Source organism: Kitasatospora misakiensis, from assembly GCF_042656005.1.
GTDB lineage: Bacteria > Actinomycetota > Actinomycetes > Streptomycetales > Streptomycetaceae > Kitasatospora > Kitasatospora misakiensis.
Window position 1 is genome coordinate 71,039 of record NZ_JBHSOF010000024.1, and the last position, 19,666, is coordinate 90,704.

The following is a 19,666-nucleotide window of genomic DNA, read 5'->3' on the forward strand; positions in this document are numbered from 1 at the left end:
GCCACGGCGACGGCGCACCGCCCCCACGCGAGCCCCGGGATGGATCCATGAGCGTCTGGCCGCGGTTGCGCGACACCCGAACGGTCAGAGCCGGCACCGCCCCCGGGACCGTCCTCCGCTGCGGGCTGGCCGACACCATGCTCGCCGACCTCTCCGTCTCGGTCGTCCTGTTCTTCGCACAGGCGCTGGACGAGGACCGCCTCGCCGCCGGACCGGCCCGGGCACTGGAGCGCGTCCCGGCCTTCGCCGGCCGACCACACCTGGGCACCGCCGAATCACCTTGCTGTGTCGGGTGGCTGACGCAGCATCAAGCAGTCTCGGAGGACCCCGAGACATCCCAGATTTCTGGTCTGGACCACATGATCGGCCCGCTGATAGCGTCCCGACCGCACCCCGCCCAGACCCGCGAACCGAAGGGCGCGACCGACGTGATGACGCACGACGTGACAGAGACCAGCGGGCGGATCACGGCCCGGTTCCACGGCGTGGGCGGCGGCTCCGGCCCGCTCACCCTCGGCCAGGACAACATGCTCCGCTGCATCCGGCGCGACCGGCCCGAACAGATCAACCGCGAGTCGGTCTGGCCCGTGCCCGACGCCACCACCGTGCCCGCCGCCGTCGACGCGCTGCGCGCACTGCTGGAACGGCACGAGTCGCTGCGCACCGTCTTCCCGCCCGGCCCCGGCGAGGACGCCTTCCCGGAACGCCAGGAGGTGCGCGCCGAGGGCGAGTTCACCGTCGCCCTCGTCCCCGTCGGCGACCGCACCGGCGGCGAGGTCGACGCCCTGGCCGAGGAACTGGGCCGGGCCGACGTCGCCGTCCCCTTCGACCTCACCACCGCCCCGCGCCTGCGCTTCACCCTCCTCACCGACGGCGAACTCGTCCGCCGCCTGGTCGTGGTGGGCTGCCACGCCGGTGTCGACGGCGTCGCCGTCACGCTGCTCATCGGGGACTGGCTCGCGCTCGCCGCCGGGACGGAGCTGCCGCCGGCCGGCTCCCGCACCCCGCTCCAACTGGCCGCCCTGGAGCAGAGCGTCCAGGGGCGACGGAAGACCGCGGCCGCCCTGAAGCACTGGGAGACCGTCCTCACCACCGGCCCGTCGAGCTCCTTCGCGGTCGACGGCATGACCGGCCCGTCGGAGGGGCTCGCCGCCCTGCTGCTGCGCTCGCGGACCGGCGCCGCCGACCTCGAAGCGGTCTGTCGCCGCACCGCGGCCAGCCCGTCGGTCGTGCTGCTCGCCGTCTTCTCCGCCCTCGCCGCACACCGCGCGGCCCGCACCGACCTGGTGATCTCGGCCCTCTCGGCGAACCGCCAGCGCTCCGCCCTCGCCGACCACATCGGCACTCTGGCGCAGGACGCCCTGATCGCCCTGGAGGTCGGCCCCTCCGTCGCGGACGACGACTTGGATGCCCTGATCGGCCGTACCAAGGCCGCCTCCTTCACCGGCTACTGGCACAGCACGCTCAACGCCGACAAGGTCTGGCAACTGGTCGAGGACGTCGCCGAGCGGCGCGGCGCCCGCTTCACCCGCCAGGTGGTCGTCAACGACCTCAGTCTCGCCATCCCCGAGGCCCTCTCCGACGCCCGCCCGGCCCCGACCGCCGACCCCGAGGTGCAGTGGTTGCCCGACCAGCCGCTGCCGGTCCGCCTCATGCTCAACATCCTGCGCACCGCCGGCAGCCTGGAGTTCGCCCTGCTCGCCTGCCCCCAGGCGCTGGACCGCGCCGACACCGAGCGCTTCGCCCGCGCCGTCCCCACCGTCCTGGCGGCCGCCGCCGACCGGCCGCTCCCGCTCACCGAACTGGCCGCCCTCGGCGGCCTCCACCCCGCCACCCGCACGGGTGACTGGCAGCGCGTCGGCGCCGACTGGATCGACCTCGCGGCCGTCCGCACCCTGCTCGCCGACGCCCTCGGCGCACGCGCGACGGCGGTCGACCTCGAGTACGGGAACGGGCGCCTCACTGCCCGGATCGCCACCGCCGACCCCGACCTCACCCCCGCCGCCGCCCACCACGCGGTCGTCGCCACTCTCCCCGGCCGCGAGACCGCGATGGCCCCCCACCACTACGCCGTCCACCACCACCCCGGCCCCCTCCCACTCCTCACCTGGCCCACCCTCCCCGCCCACACCGAGGGCTCCGGCCGGGCCGGCTGACCGCGCGCCGACCCGCCGTCCCCCGCCCCCTCCGTGCTGACCCGCCGTCCCCCGCCCCCTCCGTGGTGACCGAGGGTGACCGCAGTTGCCGGGAGCGTCCGCGGGCGGAAGCCTGGAACCAGGGGGCGTTCACGATTGTGGGGTGATCGATCATGGTCAAGTTCACGCCGAAGTACCAGGAGGAGCAGCACGAGGTCGAGATCTGGGACGTCGAGTTCACCGAGGAGGACTGGGCCGAGTTCCGCAAGGGGCCGCGCGCGTTCCTGCAGCGGATCAGCGAGGCCGACGGGCAGGAGGTCAACCGCCTCCTCGTCGACGCGGGGCTGCTGGAGGTCGCTCCCGACGGCAGCATCTGCCACGGACACATCACCAGGATCCACATCAGGTCCGGTCCGGAGCGCTCGACGAACGCCTACAGCTGCTCCGGGCACTGGGAGTAGCGCCCCGCTGCGGGACGGCCGTGCCCGGCCGACACTGGGGGTGACCCCCGGCTTCCGGGGGCGCCCCCGACGCCGGGAGGGCCATGCTGCTCGGACTCACCACCGCCCTGGTCGCCACCGTCTGCTTCGGCTTCGGCTCGGTCTTCCAGGCGAGCGGTGCGCGGGAGGCGCCGCACGCGGACCGGGTGCGGGTCGGTCTGCTCGCCGACCTGGTCCGCTCCTGGCGGTTCCTGCTCGGCACCGGCCTGGACATCGCGGGCTTCGCGCTGAGCATCGTCGCCCTGCGCACCCTGCCGCTGTTCCTGGTGCAGGCCGTCACCAACGCCAGCCTGGCGGTCACCGCGCTCGCCGCGGCCCGGCTGCTCGGCGCCCGGCTGCACCGCGCCGACCTGTTCGGCATCGCCGTCGTGGTGGTCGGCCTGACCCTGCTCGCCCTCGGCTCCGGCCGGGCGGGCCGCGACCAGGCGCCGGCCGCCTTCCACTGGGCGCTGCTCGCCACCACGGTGCTGATGCTGCTGCTCACGCTCGTCCTCGCCCGCCGCACCGGCAACGCGGCGGCGGTCGGCCTGGGCCTGCTCGCGGGCGTCGGCTTCGGGGTGACCAGCCTCGCCGTCCGGGTGCTGGACCTCGACGGCCCGCTCGACGTGTTCACCGACCCCGCCGCGTACGGGCTGGCCCTGGGCGGCCTCGGCGGCTACCTCGCCTACGCGCTCGCCCTGCAGCGCGGCACGGTGACGGCGGTGACCGCCGCCGGCACCGTCTCGGAGACCTTCGGCCCGGCGCTGGTCGGGGTGCTCGCGCTCGGCGACACGGCCCGGCCCGGTTGCGCCTGGTGCGCGCTGACCGGCTTCGCGGTGGCGGTCGGCGGCACCTTCGTGCTGTCCCGGTTCGGCGAGGTGGAGGCCGAGTTGGAGGCCGAGCTGGAGGCGGAGGTGGAGGCCGAACTGGAGGCCGAGCCGGACCGCCCGCCGGAACCGGCCGGGCAGGCCCCGGCGCCCCGGCCCGGGCCCACCCGGGTCGCTCGAACGGCTCCGCCGTGCGAAGGTGACTTGCCGGACAAAACGGACGGCGAGAGGCGCACAGAGCGGCAGGTGCCATGACCACGGACGACGACCGCCCACCCTCCCGACGGACCCGGCGGCACCCCGCCGACGACCCGCCGATCGCCCTGGTGACCGGCGCCTCCTCCGGGATCGGTGCGGCCACCGCCGCCCGGCTCGCCTCCGCCGGCTGGCGGCTGCTGCTCTCCGGTACCGACCAGGCCAGGCTCGACGCCGTCGCCGCCCGCACCGGCGGCCGGCCACTGCCCGCCGACCTCGCCAAGCCCGACGGCGCCCAGCGGCTCGCCGAGGCCGCCCTCGCCGCGGCCGGACGGGTCGACGCGCTGATCGCCAGCGCCGGCCTCGGCTGGCGCGGCCCCTTCGCGCAGACCCCCACCGACACCCTGGACCGGATGCTGGAGGTCAACCTCGCCGCCCCGCTGCGGCTGGCCCGGCTGCTCCTGCCGGCCATGCTGGAGCGCGACCGCGGCCGGATCGTCCTGCTCGGCTCGATGGCCGGCCAGGTCGGCGTCCGCGACGAGGCCGCGTACGCCGCCACCAAGGCCGGGCTGACCATGTTCGCCGAGAGCCTCTGGTACGAGCTGCGCGGCACCGGCGTCGGCGTCCGGCTCGTCCTGCCGGGTGCCGTGCAGACGCCGTTCTTCGCCACCCGCGGCACCGACTACCAGCGCGAACGCCCCCGCCCCGTCGCCGCGGAGGCGGTGGCCGACCTCGTCCACGCGGCGATCACCACCGACCGCGACCGGGTCTTCCTCCCGCACTGGCTGGGCTTCCCCGCCCGGATCCACGGCGCCGCCCCGGGCTTCTTCCGGCGGATGGCGTCCCGCTTCGGGTGAGGGCCGGCCTCCTGCTCGGCGCCGCCGCCGGCGTCGAACTGCTCCACCTGGCCCCGGCCGCCGTCCGCCTGCCGCCGGTCAAACGCCACGCCGCCCGCCGCACCGCCGGCTACGGCGACCCGCACCACATCGCCCTCACCTTCGACGACGGCCCCGACCCGCGCGGCACCCCGCCGATCCTGGACGCCCTCGACACCCTCGGCGTGCGCGCCACCTTCTTCCTCCTCGGCGCCATGCTCGAACGCTCCCCGGACCTCGGCCGCGACCTGGTGGCCCGGGGCCACGAGGTGGCCGTCCACGGCTGGCACCACCGCCGCCAGTACTACCCGGCCCCCGCCCGCGACCTGCGCGAACTCCGCCGCGCCACCGAGGCCGTCACCACCCTCACCGGCGCCCGCCCGCTCTGGTACCGCCCGCCCTACGGCGTCCTCGCCGCCGGCCCGGCCCTGGCCGCCCACCGCCTCGGCCTGCGCACCGTCCTGTGGACGGCCTGGGGCCGCGACTGGGAACCCGGCGCCACCGGCCACTCCGTCCACGCCACCGCCCGCCCCCACCTCACCGGCGGCGCCACCCTCCTCCTCCACGACTCCGACTGCACCTCGACCCCCGACTCCTGGCACGCCACCCTCACCGCCCTCCCCCTGATCGCCGCCCACTGCCACGCCCACAACCTCACCCTCGGCCCCTTGCGCGACCACGGTGTCCCGCGCGACCGCCGACGACCAGGCTGATCAGGCCAGGCCTACCCGCGCCAGGGGGCCGGCGCCCGACACCTGGAGCCCGGACTCCTTGGCCGCCACCAGGCAGTGGCGGCCAAGGCGTGTCGGAGACCTGTGCGGCCACGTCGCCCCCGTCGACTGTTGCCGAGCCCGGGTCCTCGCGCTGTTCGCGCGGTCGCTACGGCGTGAACAGCGCGGCCCGGAAGTCGTTCCGTACTTTCGTCAGCGGTTCACGGTCACGGGTGTGGAAGAGCTTGTTGGTGAACAGCGCCGCCCAGGTCCCTTGTTGTGGCGAGATCCAGAGACCGGTGCCGGTGAAGCCGTAGTGCACCCACACGTCGTCGGCCGGATCCGTGCCGGGGGCCGGATGCCAGAACAGGCCTCTCGGCGGGGTCAGACCGCCGGTCTGGACGCGGAGGGATTCCCGTACCCAATCGGCACCGAACGGGGCGTCATCGGAGTTCAGGAGGGCGGTGGCGAACAGGGCGATGTCCTCGATGGTGGAGAACACCCCGGCGATCCCGCACACCCCGCCGAGCAGGCGCGCGGAGAAGTCGTGGGCGGTTCCGCGCAGGGCCTGTCCGGTGGTCTCGTCGACCTCGGTCGGGGCGCAGCGCCGCACCAGGTCGGGCGGGACGGGGCCGAACCGGGTTTCGGTCATCCCCAGCGGCTTCCACACGGTCTGCGAGGCGAGTTGATCGAGCGTGGTGCCGGTGAGGTACTCGGCGAGGAACCCCAGGATGAGCGCAGCGCGATCGGTGTACTCGACTGCCTCGCCCGGGGGCCGGTGGAGGGCCTCCTGGAGAACACCTGCCCGGACCGCGGCCTCGTCGCTGCCGTACGAGTTCCGCAGATTCGCCCGCAAGGGAACTCCGGCGCTGTGCGTGAGGAGTTGGCGCGCGGTGACTTGCCCGAGGGGGTGGCCGGCGACCTCGGTCCAGAAGGTTCCGAGCGAGTCGTCCAGCGGAAGCCGGCCGGCCTTCCGAAGACACCCGAGGACCGCCCATACGGTGGTGACCTTGGTCAGGCTGGCAATGTCGAAGACCGTTCCGGCGAGCATCGGTTCGGTGCCGTCGAGCGTTCCGCAGACCCCGCCGGCCAGCGAACCGGTCCGGTCCCCGGCGGCCCAGACGGCGCCGGGGTACGTCCTGCGTGCGACGCCTTCCTGGACGAGTCCCTGGACGGCTTCGATGTCGTGGATCATGTCGCTCCCTGTCGGGGTGGGTGCCCGGCCAGCGTAGTGAGTTCGGCGTGCCCGGCGCAGGACGCCCTGCCGTCAGGCGAGTTGGGCACCCAGATGGTTGAGCGCCTCGGCCGTGGAGCTGAGGGGGAAACGCCTGGCATTCCGGTAGCCGCGTCGACGGACCTCCTCCAGCGCTCCCCGGTCCCGGACGAGTGCGGCCAGAGTGGGCCCGAGGTCGTGCGGGGAGGAGAGGTCGACCGGGAGCCCGCTGTCGCCGATGGTGTCGGACAGCCCTGGGACGGGCTGGTACAGAACCGGCAGCCCGCACGCCTGGGCTTCGACGGCGACCAGACCGAACGCTTCCAGGGTGGTCGACGGCATGACGAGGGCGTCATGCCGTCCGAAGGTCTGCCAGAGCTTCCGGCGGGGGACCCAACCGAGGTAGCTGACGTGGGCGCGGAGCTTCCGAAGCGTGGGCAGAAGTGCGGCGTACTCGGCCTCGGGAGCCGCGATGCTCCATTCCACGCCGGAGACGGAAGCTGCGGCGCGGGCGAGTGCACGGCCACCCTTCTCAGGGGTGAGGCGCCCGGCATAGAGGAGCCGCAGGGGGCCGCCGTGCCTGGGACCGAGCGCCGGGGGAGCCGCCAAGAGGTGGTCGGGGACTCCCCAGGGGAGAAGTACGATCTTCCGGCGGTCGGTCCGGGGCGCGATGCGCAGGAGATGATCGGCCATGGCCGGGGTGGGCACGCAGATGATATTCGCGCCCCGAGCGGTGGCCAGGAGTACCTGCCGCTGGGTGTCGTGCGTCGCGGCGAAGAGCAGGTCGGTGCCGTGGACCAGGGCGATGCTCGGGTGTCGGGGGAAGGCGCGGGCCAGTGCGGGGGCTGCGCCGAACGCGAGGTGATGCAGATGGAGCACGTCGACCTGGTGGGCCGCGAGGTGCGAGAGCACGGACCTCTGCAACGCCGTCACGTACGTCCAGAAGGCCGGCCCGTCGAGGCACTTCCCGGTAACGTCCAGCAGGCCGATCTCCCGGGGGACGGTCGCACTGCCGTTGGGCGGGGTGAGCATGAGCGGCTTGGCGGGGATGAGTGGCTCGTCGCCGGTGTACAGGTCGTGGAACAGCTCGACGCTTCCACCGGGGCTTCCGGCGGGAAGGTCGATCGCTGCGGCGGCGAGGGGCGCCCGAGGTCTTGTCATCCGTGTTCACCTCGCAGTTCCTGGTAGAGACGGGAGATGTCGATTCCCTCGGTGGCCCGGTACTTCGATCCGTGCTGTTGGTAGCTCGCTGCCGCGCCGAAGGTCTGGAGGAATACGAGCTTCCCGAAGGTCATGTCAGGGTGGATCCGGACCCTTTTGGCGACTCGGATCTCCAGCGTCCACCGGATCGCGTGGCCGACGTGGCCGAGGGGGGCCGAGACGTGGACCCAGATTCCGAGGGAGCCGATAGTGCGGTCCCCGTTCAGCATCTGCGCATACCGCTCGGAGCCGGTTCGCTCCAGGGTCGCCCCGAGGTACAGCACCCCGGGTTCCAGGAGAAGGCCGTCCTCCGGAACGACCAGCTCGGTGAACTCGGCCGGGCGGGCCGCGTCCAGATCCCCGCGACACTCCCTGAGGGTGGCGTCCAGCCTCCAGTCGTAGGCGTTGGGCGAAATCCGCGTGGGGTCGTAGGGCTCGATGGCGATGTCACCAGCGGTGACGGCGGCAGCGATCGCCGGGCCGGTGAGGATCATCGGGCCACCGTCGGCTTGGCGTCGTGCCAGTAGCGGGAGGGCTGCGGGCCGCACGTGGACTGGTACTTGCCCGAGTAGAGGCTGACCGGGCCGACGGACAGGAAGAACATGATCTGGCCGATCTTCATCCCGGCATAGACCTTGAGCGGGCGCACGGGCGAGAGCATGAGCGTCCACTGGCCGTGGAAGCCGATATCGCCGATCGGGGCGGTGATCTCCACGAAGAGGCCGAGGCGGCCGACCGAGGAGCGCCCGAAGAGGAGCGGGACGAAGGCGTCGGATCCGACCTCCTCCACGGTGTGCCCGAGGTACAGCTCCCCGGGCTGGAGCACGTAACCGTCGGCGCCGATGTGCCGGGTACAGGTCGTGTTGTCACGGTGGGGATCGATGATCTCCTCGGCGTAGACGGTCAGGGTGTCACCGAGCCGGACGTTGTAGCTGTTGGGGTTGACCTGGGCGTCCGTGTAGTCGGTGATCCGGATACGACCGTCGCGGACGGCGGCGGCGATCTCGGGGCCGGTGAGGATCATCGACGGTTCCTCTCGTCGTCGGTGGTGAGGACTCGCAGCACGGACTCACCGAGACCGAAGCCGGCGTCGTGGGCGTACCGGTCCAGGAAGGTGGTGGCGAGGTAGTCGGTGGTCAGCACATGCGTGGTGCCGGCCGACAGTGGGCGCGGGACCGTGGTGGTGGGGCCGCAGTGCTGTGTGAGATGGGTGACCAAGCCTTCGGGGCGGTCGATGTACCGATGGGGGATCTTCGCGTGGACGAGTTGATTGCCGAACGGTTCGACGGCGAGCAGGTCGCCGACCCGCAAGGTGGTTCCGAGCTTCGTGCTGCGCAGGGCGGTCTCGTTGAGGAGCACGGGTACCCGGAGCTTGTCGTGAAGGTGCTCGGCGACCAGTTGCAGGATCGTCGCGCGGCAGGGCGTGGAGTTCTGCCACCGGGGCAGGACAGGGCGGAGAGGCGCGGCGAGGTGCCGCCGCCAGCTGTCGATCATGTCCGTGATCGGGGCCAGCGCGGTCGGGGAGGTGGGAGTGTCCGTGAACCTCGCGGCGTGGGCGGTCCAACCGGTGGAGGCCGGTTCCGCCCAGGCGTATCCGACGCCCAGCTCGTGGCCCTTGACGACAACGGTGCGGCCGACCTGTGCGGGGCCGTACCGGTCACTGTGGCAGTGCCCGGCGAAGATCACGTCGAGAAACGGGCATTCCTCGGCGATCCGGAGGTCTGCCTCGAAGCCGGAGTGGGACAGCAGCACCCAGGCATCCGCCCTGTGGTGGTGACGGAGCAGCAGGTCCCGCAGGGCGTTGACCGGGTCGGTCGCCCGTTGGCCGGTGCGGTGTAGCGGCGGAACGGTGGCGAACGCCTGCTCGCCGATCACAGCGGTGACGAGGACGCGGAGCCCTCCGACCACGGCTCGGTGGAGCGGGCGGAACACAGGGACGCCCTGTTGGTCCACGACGTTCGCGCACACGGTGAGGGCCCGGATGTCGGGCTCCAGATAGTGCTGCCACCCGTGATTTCCCGGGGCGATCACGTCGTACAGGCTGGTCAGTACCTGCCGCTCGATCGCGCCGCGTCCCAACCGGTAGAAGCGGCTCCCCTCGAAGTAGTCCCCGCAGTCCACGATCAGCGCTCGCGCGCGGGCCTCGTGGAGGCCGCTGAGCATGGGGTTCGCGTTGTCGAACGCGGAATGGACGTCAGTGGTGGCCGCGATGGCGGCCACTTCGCGAATCACCGGGAGACCTCCGTGATGTCGGCGCCCAGCGACCGCAGCTTGGCCGGCAGATCGGCGTGCCCGCGCCGGAGTTGGTTCAGTCCGCGCAACATGGTCGTTCCGTGGGCCGTGAGAGCAGCGATCAGCAGGGCCGAACCGGTTCTGATGTCGGTGGCCTCGACGGTGGCCCCGGTGAGCCGTTGCGGGCCGGTGAGGCGGCACTCCGTGGGTGTCAGCGGCTCGATCGTCGCACCGAGCCGGCCGAACTGGGCGAGGAGGTTGCCGTGGCGGCCCGGGTTGATCGCATCGGAGAACAGATGGGCGCCGGGCATTCCCAGGGCGAGGGCCATCAGCGGCGGTTCGAAGTCGGCGTCGAGGCCGGCCGGGTCGAGCGAGGCGACTGCCCGCAGCGGTCGACCCGTGAACGTCCGCGGGTCGGCCTGCACGTGCATCGCATCGGCTTGGGACTCGACCAGGATGCCGAGTCCCCGCAGCAACGCCACCACGGGACCGACATCCGCTTCGACGATTCCCTCGACGCGTCCCCTGCCACCCGTGGCTGCCACGGCGCAGGCCAGCGTCGCAGCCTCGATCTTGTCGCCGGGGATCTCCCAGATGAGCGGCGTGTCCGGTCGGGCGACCGGAGGGGTGAGGCGGATGAGATCCGTGCCGGGACACACCTCCCAGCCCGTCGTACCGAGCGCGGCGAGGACGGCGCTGAACTCGGGGGACGTGTTCGGGTTCCTGAGCGTCAGCGGGCAATCGGCCACAGCCGCTCGCAGAACGGCCGCAACGCTCGCACCGCGTGACCGGAACGGCAGGTCCACGGTCACCTTTTCGACGGGACCGGCAGCTCGGCGGATCTCGTATCCGTCCTCGCGAATGCGGACCTTGTCACCGAACTGCTCGTAGACCTTGAAGTGCTGATCCATCCCCCGATCACCGATCGAGCACCCTCCCGGCCACGGCATGCTCGCCCGCCCGCTCGCCTGAAGCAGCGCCGGCACCAGGTAGTAGGACGCGCGGATCGTGGCAGCCGCCCGCAGATCAGGTGCGTGATTCGGGTGTGAGGGAGCTGTGACGTCCACCTTGTCCGCTTCGGGCGGCTGGAGGCCGTCGGAGGAGGAGACGGGCTTCGTGAGGACGTACCCCATCTCCTGGAGGAGGGCGAGCATCACCTGAACGTCGGTGCTGCGCGGGATGCGTTCGACGCGCACGGTCCGACCGGTCACCGCGGCGGCGGCGATCAGAGGGAGGGCAGCGTTCTTCGAGCCGTCCACACGGATCGCTCCGGTGAGCGGCCTGCTGCGACGAACGGAGAGTGCGGTCGTTGAGGGGTTCGTCGGAGACAAGCTCGACATGGGTGTCCTTCCCAGGACGGTTGGGGGTGGGACGCTCGTTCCGCGGTGGCGTGTGCCGGGCCGACTCGGGCATCGGGAGGGTGGTGACGTCAATTCCCCGACCCCGACTCGCGGGTGTTCTGATCCGTGGTCCCGGGCTCGTCGATCCCGGCCATCGCCAGGGTGGCGTAGACCGCCTTGCCGGTGGGCGTGGGGTGCCAGCCCCATGCGGCGCAATGCTCGGCAATGATCGAAAGCCCGTATCCGGACTGCCCGTCGTCGTAGGGGGAACGGGGCGTGGGGGGCCGCTCGGAGCCGTCACCGACGCTGACGGCGAGGTTCCCATGAGGAGTCGGCCACAACTCGACGGTGACGTCTCCGTCGGCCCCCGCATGACGGACGGCGTTTGTGACCAGCTCGCTGACGACGGTTCTGACATCGTCCATGCGCTCGGCCGGAAGCCCTGGATACCAAGTGCAGACCGTCATCGCGGCGAGCCGCCGGATCGGCCCGACAGCCCCGGGAACCGGCCGGAGACGCCATGTTGCCTGTCTGATTCCTGCGGAAGCGTGATCATCGGCCGGTCTGTGACCGGGCCGGGGCGCGAGTTCGCGGGCATGGAACGGTGGGGCCGTCATCGAAGGTCCTCCAGCGGCTGCGGCGCGCGGTGATCCGATCCGAGATCCGGTTGGCGGCCCGCGTCGGCGAGACAAGCAAGATCCACGACAAAACAGCAGCAAGGTCAGTGAGATGACGCTGCATCACTTGTTGCGATTGACAGAGTGCCCCTTGGATCTTGAACTGACAAGCTTGTGACCCAAACTGGCATGAGATAAAACACGTGTTCTATCGACTGTCGCACCTGGCAGGTGCCAAACTGCACCCAGCGGTGCGAGTGCCGCACCCAGTGAGGAGCGGATTGCACCTATGCCCAACGTGCGCGCCATCCCGACGGTCCGTCGCCGTCGCCTCGGCAAGGCTTTGAGGAAGTATCGGACCGCCGCGAAGCTCAGCCTCGACCAGGTCGCCGAGCTGATGGGTGAGAGGTGGGACGGGCCGAAGGTCTCTCGCATCGAGAACGCTCAGGCCAAGGTCAACTCGGCCGAGGTCGCCCGGCTTCTGGAGCACTACGAGGTGATCGATCCTGAGATCATCGTCCCGCTCGAAGAACTGGCCAGGAACGCGGGCAAGGTCGGCTGGTGGAGCAACTACGGCGGGATAGTGCCGGCGAACCTGGAGATCTTCATCGATGCGGAGGACGAGGCGCGCGTCGTCCGTTCCTACTACGCCACGGTGATCCCTGGCATCCTTCAGACGGGTGCCTACGCTCGCGAGATCACGGCCGTCACCGCGACCCATATTCCGAAAGCCGACCACGCCGGGATCGTGGACATCAGGATGGGCAGGCAAGCCACCTTGACCAGGTCCGACGATCCGGCCGAGTACTGGTTCATCCTTCATGAGGCCCTGCTGCTCCAGACGTTCTCGCCGCACCCCGCCGTGATGCGGGAGCAGCTCATGAAGTTGCTGGACGTCAGTGCCCTGCCCAATGTGAACCTTCTGATCGCTCCATTGGATGCCGGCCCTCATCCAGGAGCCCGAGGGAATTTCCAGATCTTTCAGTTCCGGAAGCCCTGGCCGACCCTGGTGGCAGCCGAAAGCGCAGGCGAGACTCGGTATCTGGAAGACGAGGAGGTCGCTGAGCGTTTCCTCAACGACTTCGCGCAGATCCTCCCCTCGACCCTGTCCGCTGATCTCTCGCGGGAGCTGATCAGAAAACACATGGAAGGAATGGCAAGTTGAGCTCCACCCCTGAACCGAAGGCCGACCTCTACGCACTCGACCTCACCGCCGCGGCGCGAAGGAAGTCGCCGCTCAGCACCGACAACAACGCGTGCGTCGAGCTGGCGGACCTGCCGGGAGGCGGTATGGCTGTCTTCGACTCCAAGCGCCCGGACCTTCCGGCCCTCCGCTACACGAAGGAGGAGTGGGAAGCCTTCAAGGAGGGAATTGTCCAGGGCCTCCTGTAGTGGGCTGATGCGCATCGGGCCGCTTCCCCCGTCGCAATCGGGGGAAGCGGCCCGTTGGCGTATGAGACCCCCGGGCGGGCCGGACCGGAAACTCGCACGGTGGTCGGTGACTGCCGGCCGGGCCTCCGAAGCGGCCGATGTGGGAGCGGCGTCAGGCCAGGCCCACGCGGGCCAGGGCGGTGGTGAAGTCGTCGTGCCAGGGGGTTGGGGTGGCGCCGGGGGAGGGGGGTGGGGTGGGGCGGGTGAGGGCGGCGAGGGCGGAGTGGACGACTTCGGTGGGGCGGGCGGAGGCGACGTCGGCGTGGCCGAGTTCGAGTTCGTGCTGGAGGTTGTCGCGGCCGTGGCCCTGGACGACGTCGAGGAGGAGGAGGCGTCGGCCCAGGGCGCGGGCCTCGCTGCAGGTGTCGCCGGAGCTGGTGACGACGAGGTCGGCGGCGGCCATCAGGGTGGGCACCCGGTCGGTCCAGCCGAAGGGGTGGAGTCGGGGCCGGTGGGTGGCGGCGCGGCGCAGGCGGTGTTCGAGTTCGGCGTTGCTGCCGGCGACGGCGAGGACGTGCGGTCCGGCGTCGGCGAGTTCGGCGGCCGTGCGGGCCAGCGGGCCGAGGCCCCAGGCGCCGGACATCAGCAGGACGCACCGCGCGTCCGGCGGCACGCCCAGCTCGGCCCGGGCCTCGGCGCGCGAGGGCGGCCGGTAGAACGGCGCGCGCAGCGGCGCGGGCAGGACGGCCACCGGGGCGTCCGGCCGGTAGCGGCGGACGCCGCAGGCGGCGACCTCCGAGGTGACCAGGAACAGGTCGGTGCCGTCCTGCACCCAGAGCCGGTGCGGGGTGACGTCGGTGCAGAGCACCAGGTGCCGGAAGGCCGGCGGGTCGCCGCGCAGCCGGTTGACGGCCGAGGTGGCGGTGGCGAACACCGACACCACCAGCTCCGGCCGCTGCTCCGCGAGCAGGGCGCGCACCGCGGGCACCAGCCGCCGCCGGGCCGCGGCGTCGGCGAGCAGCGCGATCCGGGCGCCGGGGCGCAGCGCGGAGAAGTGGAACGCGTCGTAGACGCCGGGCAGGTCGAGCAGCCGCCGGAAGACGGCCTCCCCGGCGGTGCCGGCGCGCTGGCCGAGCAGGGCCATCGCGTCGACCGTGCGGGTCGTCCAGCCGCGCGCCTCCAGGGAGTCCGCGCAGGCCCGGGCCATCACGTCGTGGCCCTGGCCGAGCGAGCCGGAGACCAGCAGCGCGTGCGGCACGCCGGGCCCCGGTTCAGGCGCCCGGGAGCGGTCCGGCCGCCGGGGCGGCCTCGGCCCGGTACCAGTCCGCGTAGCGCTGCACGCCGTCGGTGAAGTTGGTCCGCGGCGACCAGCCGAGCAGCCGCTTGGCCTGCGCGGCGGAGATCCGGCGCCCGGCGTAGTCGGCGGTGCGCGCCTCGATGTGCTCGATGCTGACCGGCCCGAGCAGCCGGTCGACGGTGTCGGCGATGTCGCGGACCGAGACGGCGGTGGAGCCCTCCAGGGCGAAGGTCTGGTCCTCGGCGGCGGGGGAGAGGGCGCGCACATGGGCGTCGGCGAGGTCCTCGACGTAGACGAAGTTGCGGCTCTGCCGCCCGTCGCCCGCGATGGTGATCGGCCGTCCGTCGAGGGCGGCCTGCACGAACCGGGCGACCACCAGTTCGTCGCGCATCCGCGGCCCGTACGGGATGCCGTACCGCAGGATGGTGAAGTGCCGCCCGTACAGCTGGCGGTAGCTGTGCACGAGCATCTCGGCGGCCAGCTTGGTGGCGACGTACAGGTGCCCGCTGTGGTCGAGCTCGATCGGCACGTGCTCGTCGAGCTCCTGCTCGCCGTCGTCCATCCCGGGCTCGGCGAGGGCCGCCCCGTACACCCAGACGGTGCTGGCCAGGACGGTCCGGCTGAGGTCGTTGCGGCGGGCGGCCTCCAGCACGGCCTCGGTGCCGTCGATGTTGATCCGCACGGCGCGGACGGGGTCGGCGGCGACCCGTTCGACGTCGGCCTGCGCGGCCAGGTGGAAGACCACCTCGCAGCCGTCCAGGGCGGAGGTCAGGGCGGGCAGGTCGAGGATGTCGATCCGGGCGTGGTCGGCGTCGGGGTTGAGGTACTTGTCGGTGGAGTCCACCGCGAGCACCTCGTGCCCGGCGGCCAGCAGCCGGTCGACGACGTGTGAGCCGATGAATCCGCATCCCCCGGTGACCGCTATCCGCACGGTTCTCTCCCTTTCTCTGGACTGCCCTGGCTTCTCTGGACGGACGGCGGCTTCTCCGGACCGCTGCGGCGCGTCAGCCCGCGAGGCGGCGGTGGACGGCCGAGACCGCCTCGATCACCAGGTCGGTCTCGTCCTCGGTCATGTCGGAGTGCACCGGCAGGCAGATCTGCCGGGCGCAGACGTCCTCGGCGACCGGGAGCGCCGCCCGCCGGTAGGGGGCGAGCACCGGTTGCAGGTGCAGCGGCAGGTCGTAGACCTCGCCGGAGAGCCGCACGTCGTACTCCTCGGCGACGGCCCGTTTGAAGGCCGCCCGGTCGACGCCGGGCGGCAGCAGGGCGACGTACTTGTAGTAGTTGCTGCGGCAGCCGGCCGGCTCGGTGACCGGCCGCAGGCCGTCGAGCGCGCCGAGCGCGGCGTCGTAGCGCTGGGCGACCCGGCGCCTGGTCTCCACGAACTCCTTGAGCCGGCGCAGGTGGACGGTGCCGATGGCGGCGTGCGGCTCGCTCATCCGCCAGGACGCCCCGAGCCGCACGTGGTGGTTGGTGGTGAACGAGCCCTTGCCCTGGTCGCGGTGGATCCGGGCCTCGTCGCGCAGTTCGGCGGACTCGGTGAGGATCATCCCGCCCTCGCCACTGGTGGTGACCTTGGTCGGGTAGAAGGAGAAGGCGCCGGCCAGGCCGAAGGTGCCGGCGGCGCGCCCCAGGTAGCTGCTGCCGTGCGCGTGCGCGGCGTCCTCGACCAGCGGGATGCCGCGGGTGTCGCAGAGCGCGCGCAGGGCCTCGGCCTCGGGGGTGATCAGTCCGCCGATGTGGACCAGGACGACGGCGGCGGTGTCGGGGGTGAGCGCGGCCTCCAGGGTGTCCGGGCCGAGCGCGAGGGTCGCCGGGTCTACGTCGGCGATCACCGGCCGTCCGCCGGCGTGCAGTACGGCGCCGGCGGTCGCGTAGAAGGTGACGGCAGGGACGACCACGTCGCGGTCGCGGACGTCCAGACTGCGCAGGACGATCTCCAGTGCGGCGGTGCCGCTGGCGACGGCGACCGCGTGCGGGGCGCCGTGCTCGGCGGCGAAGGACTGCTCGAACCGTTCGGTCCAGGGACCGAGGGTGAGCGCCCCGGTGGCGAGCATCTCGCTCACCGCCTCCGCGACGGCCGCGCGGTCGTTCTCGTCGAACACGATGCGAGCGGCGGGAACGCCCATGGGCCACCTCCGGCTGCGGGACGAGCTGTGGACGGGCTGCGCCCCTCGGGCGTCGGGCACCGTGAGGGACGGATCTGGACGGATCGGGACGAAAGCTCCGATCCAGGCCATCACGCTACTGCGCCCGCCGGGGCACGGCCCCTCCGCACCTCCGCCCGGGTGACCCGCGGGCCCGATCCCCGGGCCGAGGAGCGCCGTTCCCCGGCCCGCCGCCGGGGCCCGCCGCCGGGGCCCGCCGCCGGGGCCCGCCGCCGGGGCCCGCCCACGGCGCGCCCCTCCGTCGAGGGGAGGAGACGAGGGCCGCGCCGACCGGGCCGCGCACTACGCCGTCCGGGTCGCCCTGCTGCGTCCGCAGTACCCGGGAACGCCTGCACAGGGCCGACGCCGACGAGACCCCCGGCGACGCAGGATGGCCATGCTCCGGGAGCCCCGGCCCGCCCCTCGAGGGCACCCGGGCCGGCGCCCTTCCCCAACGGCAGCGGGCCCCGCGCGGGGGGGGCGGGCCCTGGGGAGAGGGGGGGGGCACGGGGCGACGCGCACTCATCGCTCTCCGGTCGAACCAACCCTCCCGACCTGCGGATTCCTGAGCGGAAGGCGCTACTTCGTTCGGGGCAACAGGATGTTAACCGGATCGGCACACTCCTCACATCGAACGAGCTTTTACCCTCCCCATGCCTGTGTTTTACTTCCTCTTGACGCTCCGTCAGGTGACCACCGGTACACCCGGGGTCACCGATGCGGTTCGCGGCGCCTGCCCGTCCACCGCCCCTCCCGGCCGGCGCCGAGAGGGTCACCGAAGGAGGCAAACACCCTTATGGAACCGCTCATCGACCGCGCCCGGGCCTTCCCGCAGCGCGCGGGTGACACCGGCCGGGAACTCACCGGACTCGCCGCCGGCCAGACCCCGCAGGCCCTGTTCATCACCTGCTCCGACTCCCGCGTGGTCCCGGCCCTGATCACCAGCGCCGACCCCGGCGACCTCTTCGAACTCCGCACCGCGGGCAACATCGTCCCCGAGTACCGGGCCGACGGCTCCTCGGGCGAGACCGCCACCATCGAGTACGCCGTCGAGGTGCTCGGGGTGCGCGACATCGTCGTCTGCGGCCACTCGCACTGCGGCGCCGTCGGCGCCGTGGTCCGCGGCGAGGACCTCAGCGTGGTGCCGGCCGTCCGGGCCTGGCTGCGCCACGCCGACCAGGCCGTGCTCCGCGCGGACGCGGCCGACCTCTTCGACCCCACGGTCGCCGGCCCCGTGCAGCGCCACGTCCTCACCCAGCTCGACCGGCTGCGCGGCTACCCCGGCATCGCCCGACGGCTGAGCGAGGGGCGGATACGCCTGCGCGGCTGGTTCTACGAGATCCACACCGGCCTGGTGCTCGAACACCGGGCCGACAGCGGCCTGTTCCTCCCCCTGTGAGCCCGCCCGTGGCCCACGGCCCACCTCCGCCCGGCCGGCCTTCGAGCCGCCCACCGAAGCACCGCTTCGCGCTCCACCGCCCTCGTCCGCACCACCACTCTCCCGAGGACCCGATGACTCGTCGTCCCGCCCTTCGGCTGAGCACTTTGCGCTCCGACCTCCCCGCCTCCCTCGTCGTCTTCCTGGTCGCCCTCCCGCTCTGCGTGGGCGTCGCCGTCGCCTCCGGCGTCCCGGCCGAACTCGGCCTGGTCACCGGCATCGTCGGCGGCCTGGTCACCGGGCTGATGCCCGGCAGCAGCCTCCAGGTGTCCGGCCCCGCCGCCGGCCTGACCGTGCTGGTCCTGGCCGCCGTCCAGGAACACGGCCTCGCCACCCTCGGCGTCATCACCGCCGCCGCCGGCCTGCTCCAGCTCGCCATGGGCGCCGCGCGCCTCGGCCGGCTCTTCCGGGCGATCTCCGTCTCGGTCGTCCAGGGCATGCTCGCCGGTATCGGCCTGATCCTGATAGCCGGTCAGCTCTACGCGCTGGCCGACATCAAGGGCCCGGCCGGCGGACCCGCCAAACTCGCCGGACTCCCCGGCCTGGTCGCCGACGTCGCCGGCGAACCGCGCGCGCTCGCCGCCGCCGCGATCGGCGCCGGCACGATCGCCGTCCTGCTGCTCTGGCCGCGCCTGCCCGCCCGGGTCCGGATCGTCCCGGCGCCGCTCGCCGCCGTCGCCGCCGCGACGGCCGTCACCGCCCTGTTCGACCTGCCCGTCGCCCGGGTCGAGGTGGCCGGCCTCGCCGGTGTGATCGACCTGCCCGGCGCCTCCGACCTCGCCGCGCTCGGCAACGTCGGCGTCCTCGGCACGGCGCTCGCCTTCGCGCTGATCGCCTCGGCCGAGAGCCTGTTCAGCGCGGCCGCCGTCGACCGCCTGCACCACGGCCCGCGCACCGACTACGACTGCGAACTGCTCGCCCAGGGCGTCGGAAACACCGTCTGCGGCCTGCTCGGCGCCCTGCCGATGACCGCGGTGATCGTCCGCAGCGCCGCCAACGTCCAGGCCGGCGCCCGCACCAAGGCCTCCCGGGTGCTCCACGGCGTGTGGCTGCTGCTCTTCGCCGCCCTGATCCCGGCCGCGCTCGCCGCCATCCCGCTCGCCGCCCTGGCCGGCGTCCTGGTGCACGCCGGCGGCAAGCTGATCCCGCTGAAGACCCTGCGGCCGCTCTGGCGGGCCGACCGCGGCGAGGCCGCGATCCTGGCGGTCACGGCCACCGCCATCGTGCTGACCAACCTGCTCGAAGGCGTGCTGCTCGGCCTGCTCCTCGCGGTGCTCAAGAGCGCCTGGGACACCTCCCACCTCCAGGTCGCGGTCACCGAACTCCCGGACGGCGCCGTCCGGGTCACCCTCCACGGCAACGCCACCTTCCTCCGGCTGCCCCGCCTGCTGGAGACCCTCGAATCCCTGGAGTACCTGCCGGCGGACCGCCCGGTGCGCCTCGACCTGGCCGGCGTGCGCCACCTGGACCACGCCTGCCGCAGCGCCCTGGAGAGCTGGCAGGAACGCCACAACCGCAGCGGCTCCGCCGAACTCGTCGGCCTTCCCGCCGCTGCTGCCTGACGCCACGTCACTGCGCCTGACCCCCGCC

19 protein-coding genes are annotated in these 19,666 nt (G+C 72.6%); 9 read left to right on the top strand and 10 right to left on the bottom strand.

Features of this window, described 5'->3' with window-relative positions; genetic code table 11:
- The first annotated feature begins 47 nt into the window (after positions 1–47).
- The 5 genes from ACFP3U_RS19550 (at position 48) to ACFP3U_RS19570 (ending at position 5,224) form a co-directional block, all read left to right on the top strand.
- Positions 48–2,156 (top strand): condensation domain-containing protein, encoded by a 2,109-nt coding sequence (locus tag ACFP3U_RS19550; protein ID WP_380226854.1) that lies wholly within the window; start codon positions 48–50, stop codon positions 2,154–2,156.
- 152 nt (positions 2,157–2,308) lie between these two features.
- Positions 2,309–2,596 (top strand): hypothetical protein, encoded by a 288-nt coding sequence (locus ACFP3U_RS19555; RefSeq protein WP_380226855.1) that lies wholly within the window; start codon positions 2,309–2,311, stop codon positions 2,594–2,596.
- 83 nt (positions 2,597–2,679) lie between these two features.
- Positions 2,680–3,696 carry a DMT family transporter gene (locus ACFP3U_RS19560; protein WP_380226856.1) on the top strand — a complete coding sequence of 339 codons (1,017 nt, stop codon included), beginning with the start codon at positions 2,680–2,682 and terminating at the stop codon, positions 3,694–3,696.
- The gene (locus ACFP3U_RS19565) at positions 3,693–4,493 is read left to right on the top strand and encodes an SDR family NAD(P)-dependent oxidoreductase (protein ID WP_380226857.1); all 801 of its coding nucleotides are present in this window, start codon (positions 3,693–3,695) and stop codon (positions 4,491–4,493) included. The genes ACFP3U_RS19560 and ACFP3U_RS19565 overlap by 4 nt, the downstream gene beginning before the upstream one ends.
- Positions 4,490–5,224, top strand: a complete 735-nt coding sequence (locus tag ACFP3U_RS19570; protein WP_380226858.1) for a polysaccharide deacetylase family protein — start codon at positions 4,490–4,492, stop codon at positions 5,222–5,224. Before ACFP3U_RS19565 ends, ACFP3U_RS19570 begins: the two co-directional genes overlap by 4 nt.
- Before the next feature lie 166 nt (positions 5,225–5,390).
- Here ACFP3U_RS19570 and ACFP3U_RS19575 read toward each other — a convergent pair whose 3' ends face one another.
- From ACFP3U_RS19575 to ACFP3U_RS19605, 7 genes are all read right to left on the bottom strand, one after another.
- Positions 5,391–6,416: a serine hydrolase domain-containing protein gene (locus ACFP3U_RS19575; protein WP_380226859.1), complete on the bottom strand. Its 1,026-nt coding sequence runs from the start codon at positions 6,414–6,416 to the stop codon at positions 5,391–5,393.
- A 72-nt stretch (positions 6,417–6,488) separates the two neighbouring features.
- Complete coding sequence (locus tag ACFP3U_RS19580; RefSeq protein ID WP_380226860.1) at positions 6,489–7,595, bottom strand: glycosyltransferase family 4 protein; 1,107 nt, start codon at positions 7,593–7,595, stop codon at positions 6,489–6,491.
- On the bottom strand, positions 7,592–8,128 hold the full coding sequence (locus ACFP3U_RS19585; protein WP_380226861.1) for a dCTP deaminase: 537 nt from the start codon (positions 8,126–8,128) through the stop codon (positions 7,592–7,594). Before ACFP3U_RS19585 ends, ACFP3U_RS19580 begins: the two co-directional genes overlap by 4 nt.
- Positions 8,125–8,658 (bottom strand): dCTP deaminase, encoded by a 534-nt coding sequence (gene dcd / locus ACFP3U_RS19590; RefSeq protein WP_380226862.1) that lies wholly within the window; start codon positions 8,656–8,658, stop codon positions 8,125–8,127. Before dcd ends, ACFP3U_RS19585 begins: the two co-directional genes overlap by 4 nt.
- Positions 8,655–9,866, bottom strand: coding sequence for a metallophosphoesterase (locus ACFP3U_RS19595; RefSeq protein ID WP_380226863.1), 1,212 nt, complete (start codon positions 9,864–9,866; stop codon positions 8,655–8,657). Before ACFP3U_RS19595 ends, dcd begins: the two co-directional genes overlap by 4 nt.
- Positions 9,863–11,206, bottom strand: coding sequence for a UDP-N-acetylglucosamine 1-carboxyvinyltransferase (locus ACFP3U_RS19600; protein ID WP_380226864.1), 1,344 nt, complete (start codon positions 11,204–11,206; stop codon positions 9,863–9,865). The genes ACFP3U_RS19595 and ACFP3U_RS19600 overlap by 4 nt, the downstream gene beginning before the upstream one ends.
- Before the next feature lie 89 nt (positions 11,207–11,295).
- Positions 11,296–11,823 carry an ATP-binding protein gene (locus ACFP3U_RS19605; RefSeq protein ID WP_380226865.1) on the bottom strand — a complete coding sequence of 176 codons (528 nt, stop codon included), beginning with the start codon at positions 11,821–11,823 and terminating at the stop codon, positions 11,296–11,298.
- A gap of 289 nt (positions 11,824–12,112) precedes the next feature.
- Here ACFP3U_RS19605 and ACFP3U_RS19610 point away from each other — a divergent pair, with 289 nt between their 5' ends.
- Together ACFP3U_RS19610 and ACFP3U_RS19615 are read left to right on the top strand one after the other, a co-directional pair.
- Positions 12,113–12,988 carry a helix-turn-helix domain-containing protein gene (locus tag ACFP3U_RS19610; protein WP_380226866.1) on the top strand — a complete coding sequence of 292 codons (876 nt, stop codon included), beginning with the start codon at positions 12,113–12,115 and terminating at the stop codon, positions 12,986–12,988.
- Complete coding sequence (locus tag ACFP3U_RS19615; RefSeq protein ID WP_380226867.1) at positions 12,985–13,215, top strand: DUF397 domain-containing protein; 231 nt, start codon at positions 12,985–12,987, stop codon at positions 13,213–13,215. Before ACFP3U_RS19610 ends, ACFP3U_RS19615 begins: the two co-directional genes overlap by 4 nt.
- A 151-nt stretch (positions 13,216–13,366) precedes the next feature.
- Here ACFP3U_RS19615 and ACFP3U_RS19620 read toward each other — a convergent pair whose 3' ends face one another.
- The 3 genes from ACFP3U_RS19620 to ACFP3U_RS19630 form a co-directional block, all read right to left on the bottom strand.
- Entirely contained in the window at positions 13,367–14,452 is a 1,086-nt protein-coding gene (locus ACFP3U_RS19620; RefSeq protein ID WP_380226868.1) for an MGDG synthase family glycosyltransferase, read from the bottom strand.
- 13 nt (positions 14,453–14,465) lie between these two features.
- Positions 14,466–15,422 carry an NAD-dependent epimerase/dehydratase family protein gene (locus ACFP3U_RS19625; protein WP_380226869.1) on the bottom strand — a complete coding sequence of 319 codons (957 nt, stop codon included), beginning with the start codon at positions 15,420–15,422 and terminating at the stop codon, positions 14,466–14,468.
- Positions 15,423–15,495: 73 nt separating this feature from the next.
- A complete protein-coding gene (locus ACFP3U_RS19630; RefSeq protein WP_380226870.1) occupies positions 15,496–16,620 on the bottom strand; it encodes a DegT/DnrJ/EryC1/StrS family aminotransferase in 1,125 nt (374 codons plus the stop codon).
- Between the two features lie 814 nt (positions 16,621–17,434).
- On the opposite strand from ACFP3U_RS19630, the gene ACFP3U_RS19635 reads away from it, so the two are divergent.
- Both ACFP3U_RS19635 and ACFP3U_RS19640 read left to right on the top strand, forming a co-directional pair.
- Positions 17,435–18,037 (top strand): carbonic anhydrase, encoded by a 603-nt coding sequence (locus ACFP3U_RS19635; RefSeq protein WP_380226871.1) that lies wholly within the window; start codon positions 17,435–17,437, stop codon positions 18,035–18,037.
- A 113-nt stretch (positions 18,038–18,150) separates the two neighbouring features.
- Positions 18,151–19,638 (top strand): SulP family inorganic anion transporter, encoded by a 1,488-nt coding sequence (locus ACFP3U_RS19640; protein WP_380226872.1) that lies wholly within the window; start codon positions 18,151–18,153, stop codon positions 19,636–19,638.
- Positions 19,639–19,666 lie beyond the last annotated feature (28 nt).

Bases quoted from the DNA above. Each gene is read 5' to 3' on its own strand.
- ACFP3U_RS19550 (WP_380226854.1), top strand. From the start codon at position 48: ATGAGCGTCTGGCCGCGGTTGCGCGACACCCGAACGGTCAGAGCCGGC.
- ACFP3U_RS19555 (WP_380226855.1), top strand. From the start codon at position 2,309: ATGGTCAAGTTCACGCCGAAGTACCAGGAGGAGCAGCACGAGGTCGAG.
- ACFP3U_RS19560 (WP_380226856.1), top strand. From the start codon at position 2,680: ATGCTGCTCGGACTCACCACCGCCCTGGTCGCCACCGTCTGCTTCGGC.
- ACFP3U_RS19565 (WP_380226857.1), top strand. From the start codon at position 3,693: ATGACCACGGACGACGACCGCCCACCCTCCCGACGGACCCGGCGGCAC.
- ACFP3U_RS19575 (WP_380226859.1), bottom strand. From the start codon at position 6,416: ATGATCCACGACATCGAAGCCGTCCAGGGACTCGTCCAGGAAGGCGTC.
- ACFP3U_RS19580 (WP_380226860.1), bottom strand. From the start codon at position 7,595: ATGACAAGACCTCGGGCGCCCCTCGCCGCCGCAGCGATCGACCTTCCC.
- ACFP3U_RS19585 (WP_380226861.1), bottom strand. From the start codon at position 8,128: ATGATCCTCACCGGCCCGGCGATCGCTGCCGCCGTCACCGCTGGTGAC.
- dcd (WP_380226862.1), bottom strand. From the start codon at position 8,658: ATGATCCTCACCGGCCCCGAGATCGCCGCCGCCGTCCGCGACGGTCGT.
- ACFP3U_RS19600 (WP_380226864.1), bottom strand. From the start codon at position 11,206: ATGTCGAGCTTGTCTCCGACGAACCCCTCAACGACCGCACTCTCCGTT.
- ACFP3U_RS19605 (WP_380226865.1), bottom strand. From the start codon at position 11,823: ATGACGGCCCCACCGTTCCATGCCCGCGAACTCGCGCCCCGGCCCGGT.
- ACFP3U_RS19610 (WP_380226866.1), top strand. From the start codon at position 12,113: ATGCCCAACGTGCGCGCCATCCCGACGGTCCGTCGCCGTCGCCTCGGC.
- ACFP3U_RS19630 (WP_380226870.1), bottom strand. From the start codon at position 16,620: ATGGGCGTTCCCGCCGCTCGCATCGTGTTCGACGAGAACGACCGCGCG.
- ACFP3U_RS19635 (WP_380226871.1), top strand. From the start codon at position 17,435: ATGGAACCGCTCATCGACCGCGCCCGGGCCTTCCCGCAGCGCGCGGGT.
- ACFP3U_RS19640 (WP_380226872.1), top strand. From the start codon at position 18,151: ATGACTCGTCGTCCCGCCCTTCGGCTGAGCACTTTGCGCTCCGACCTC.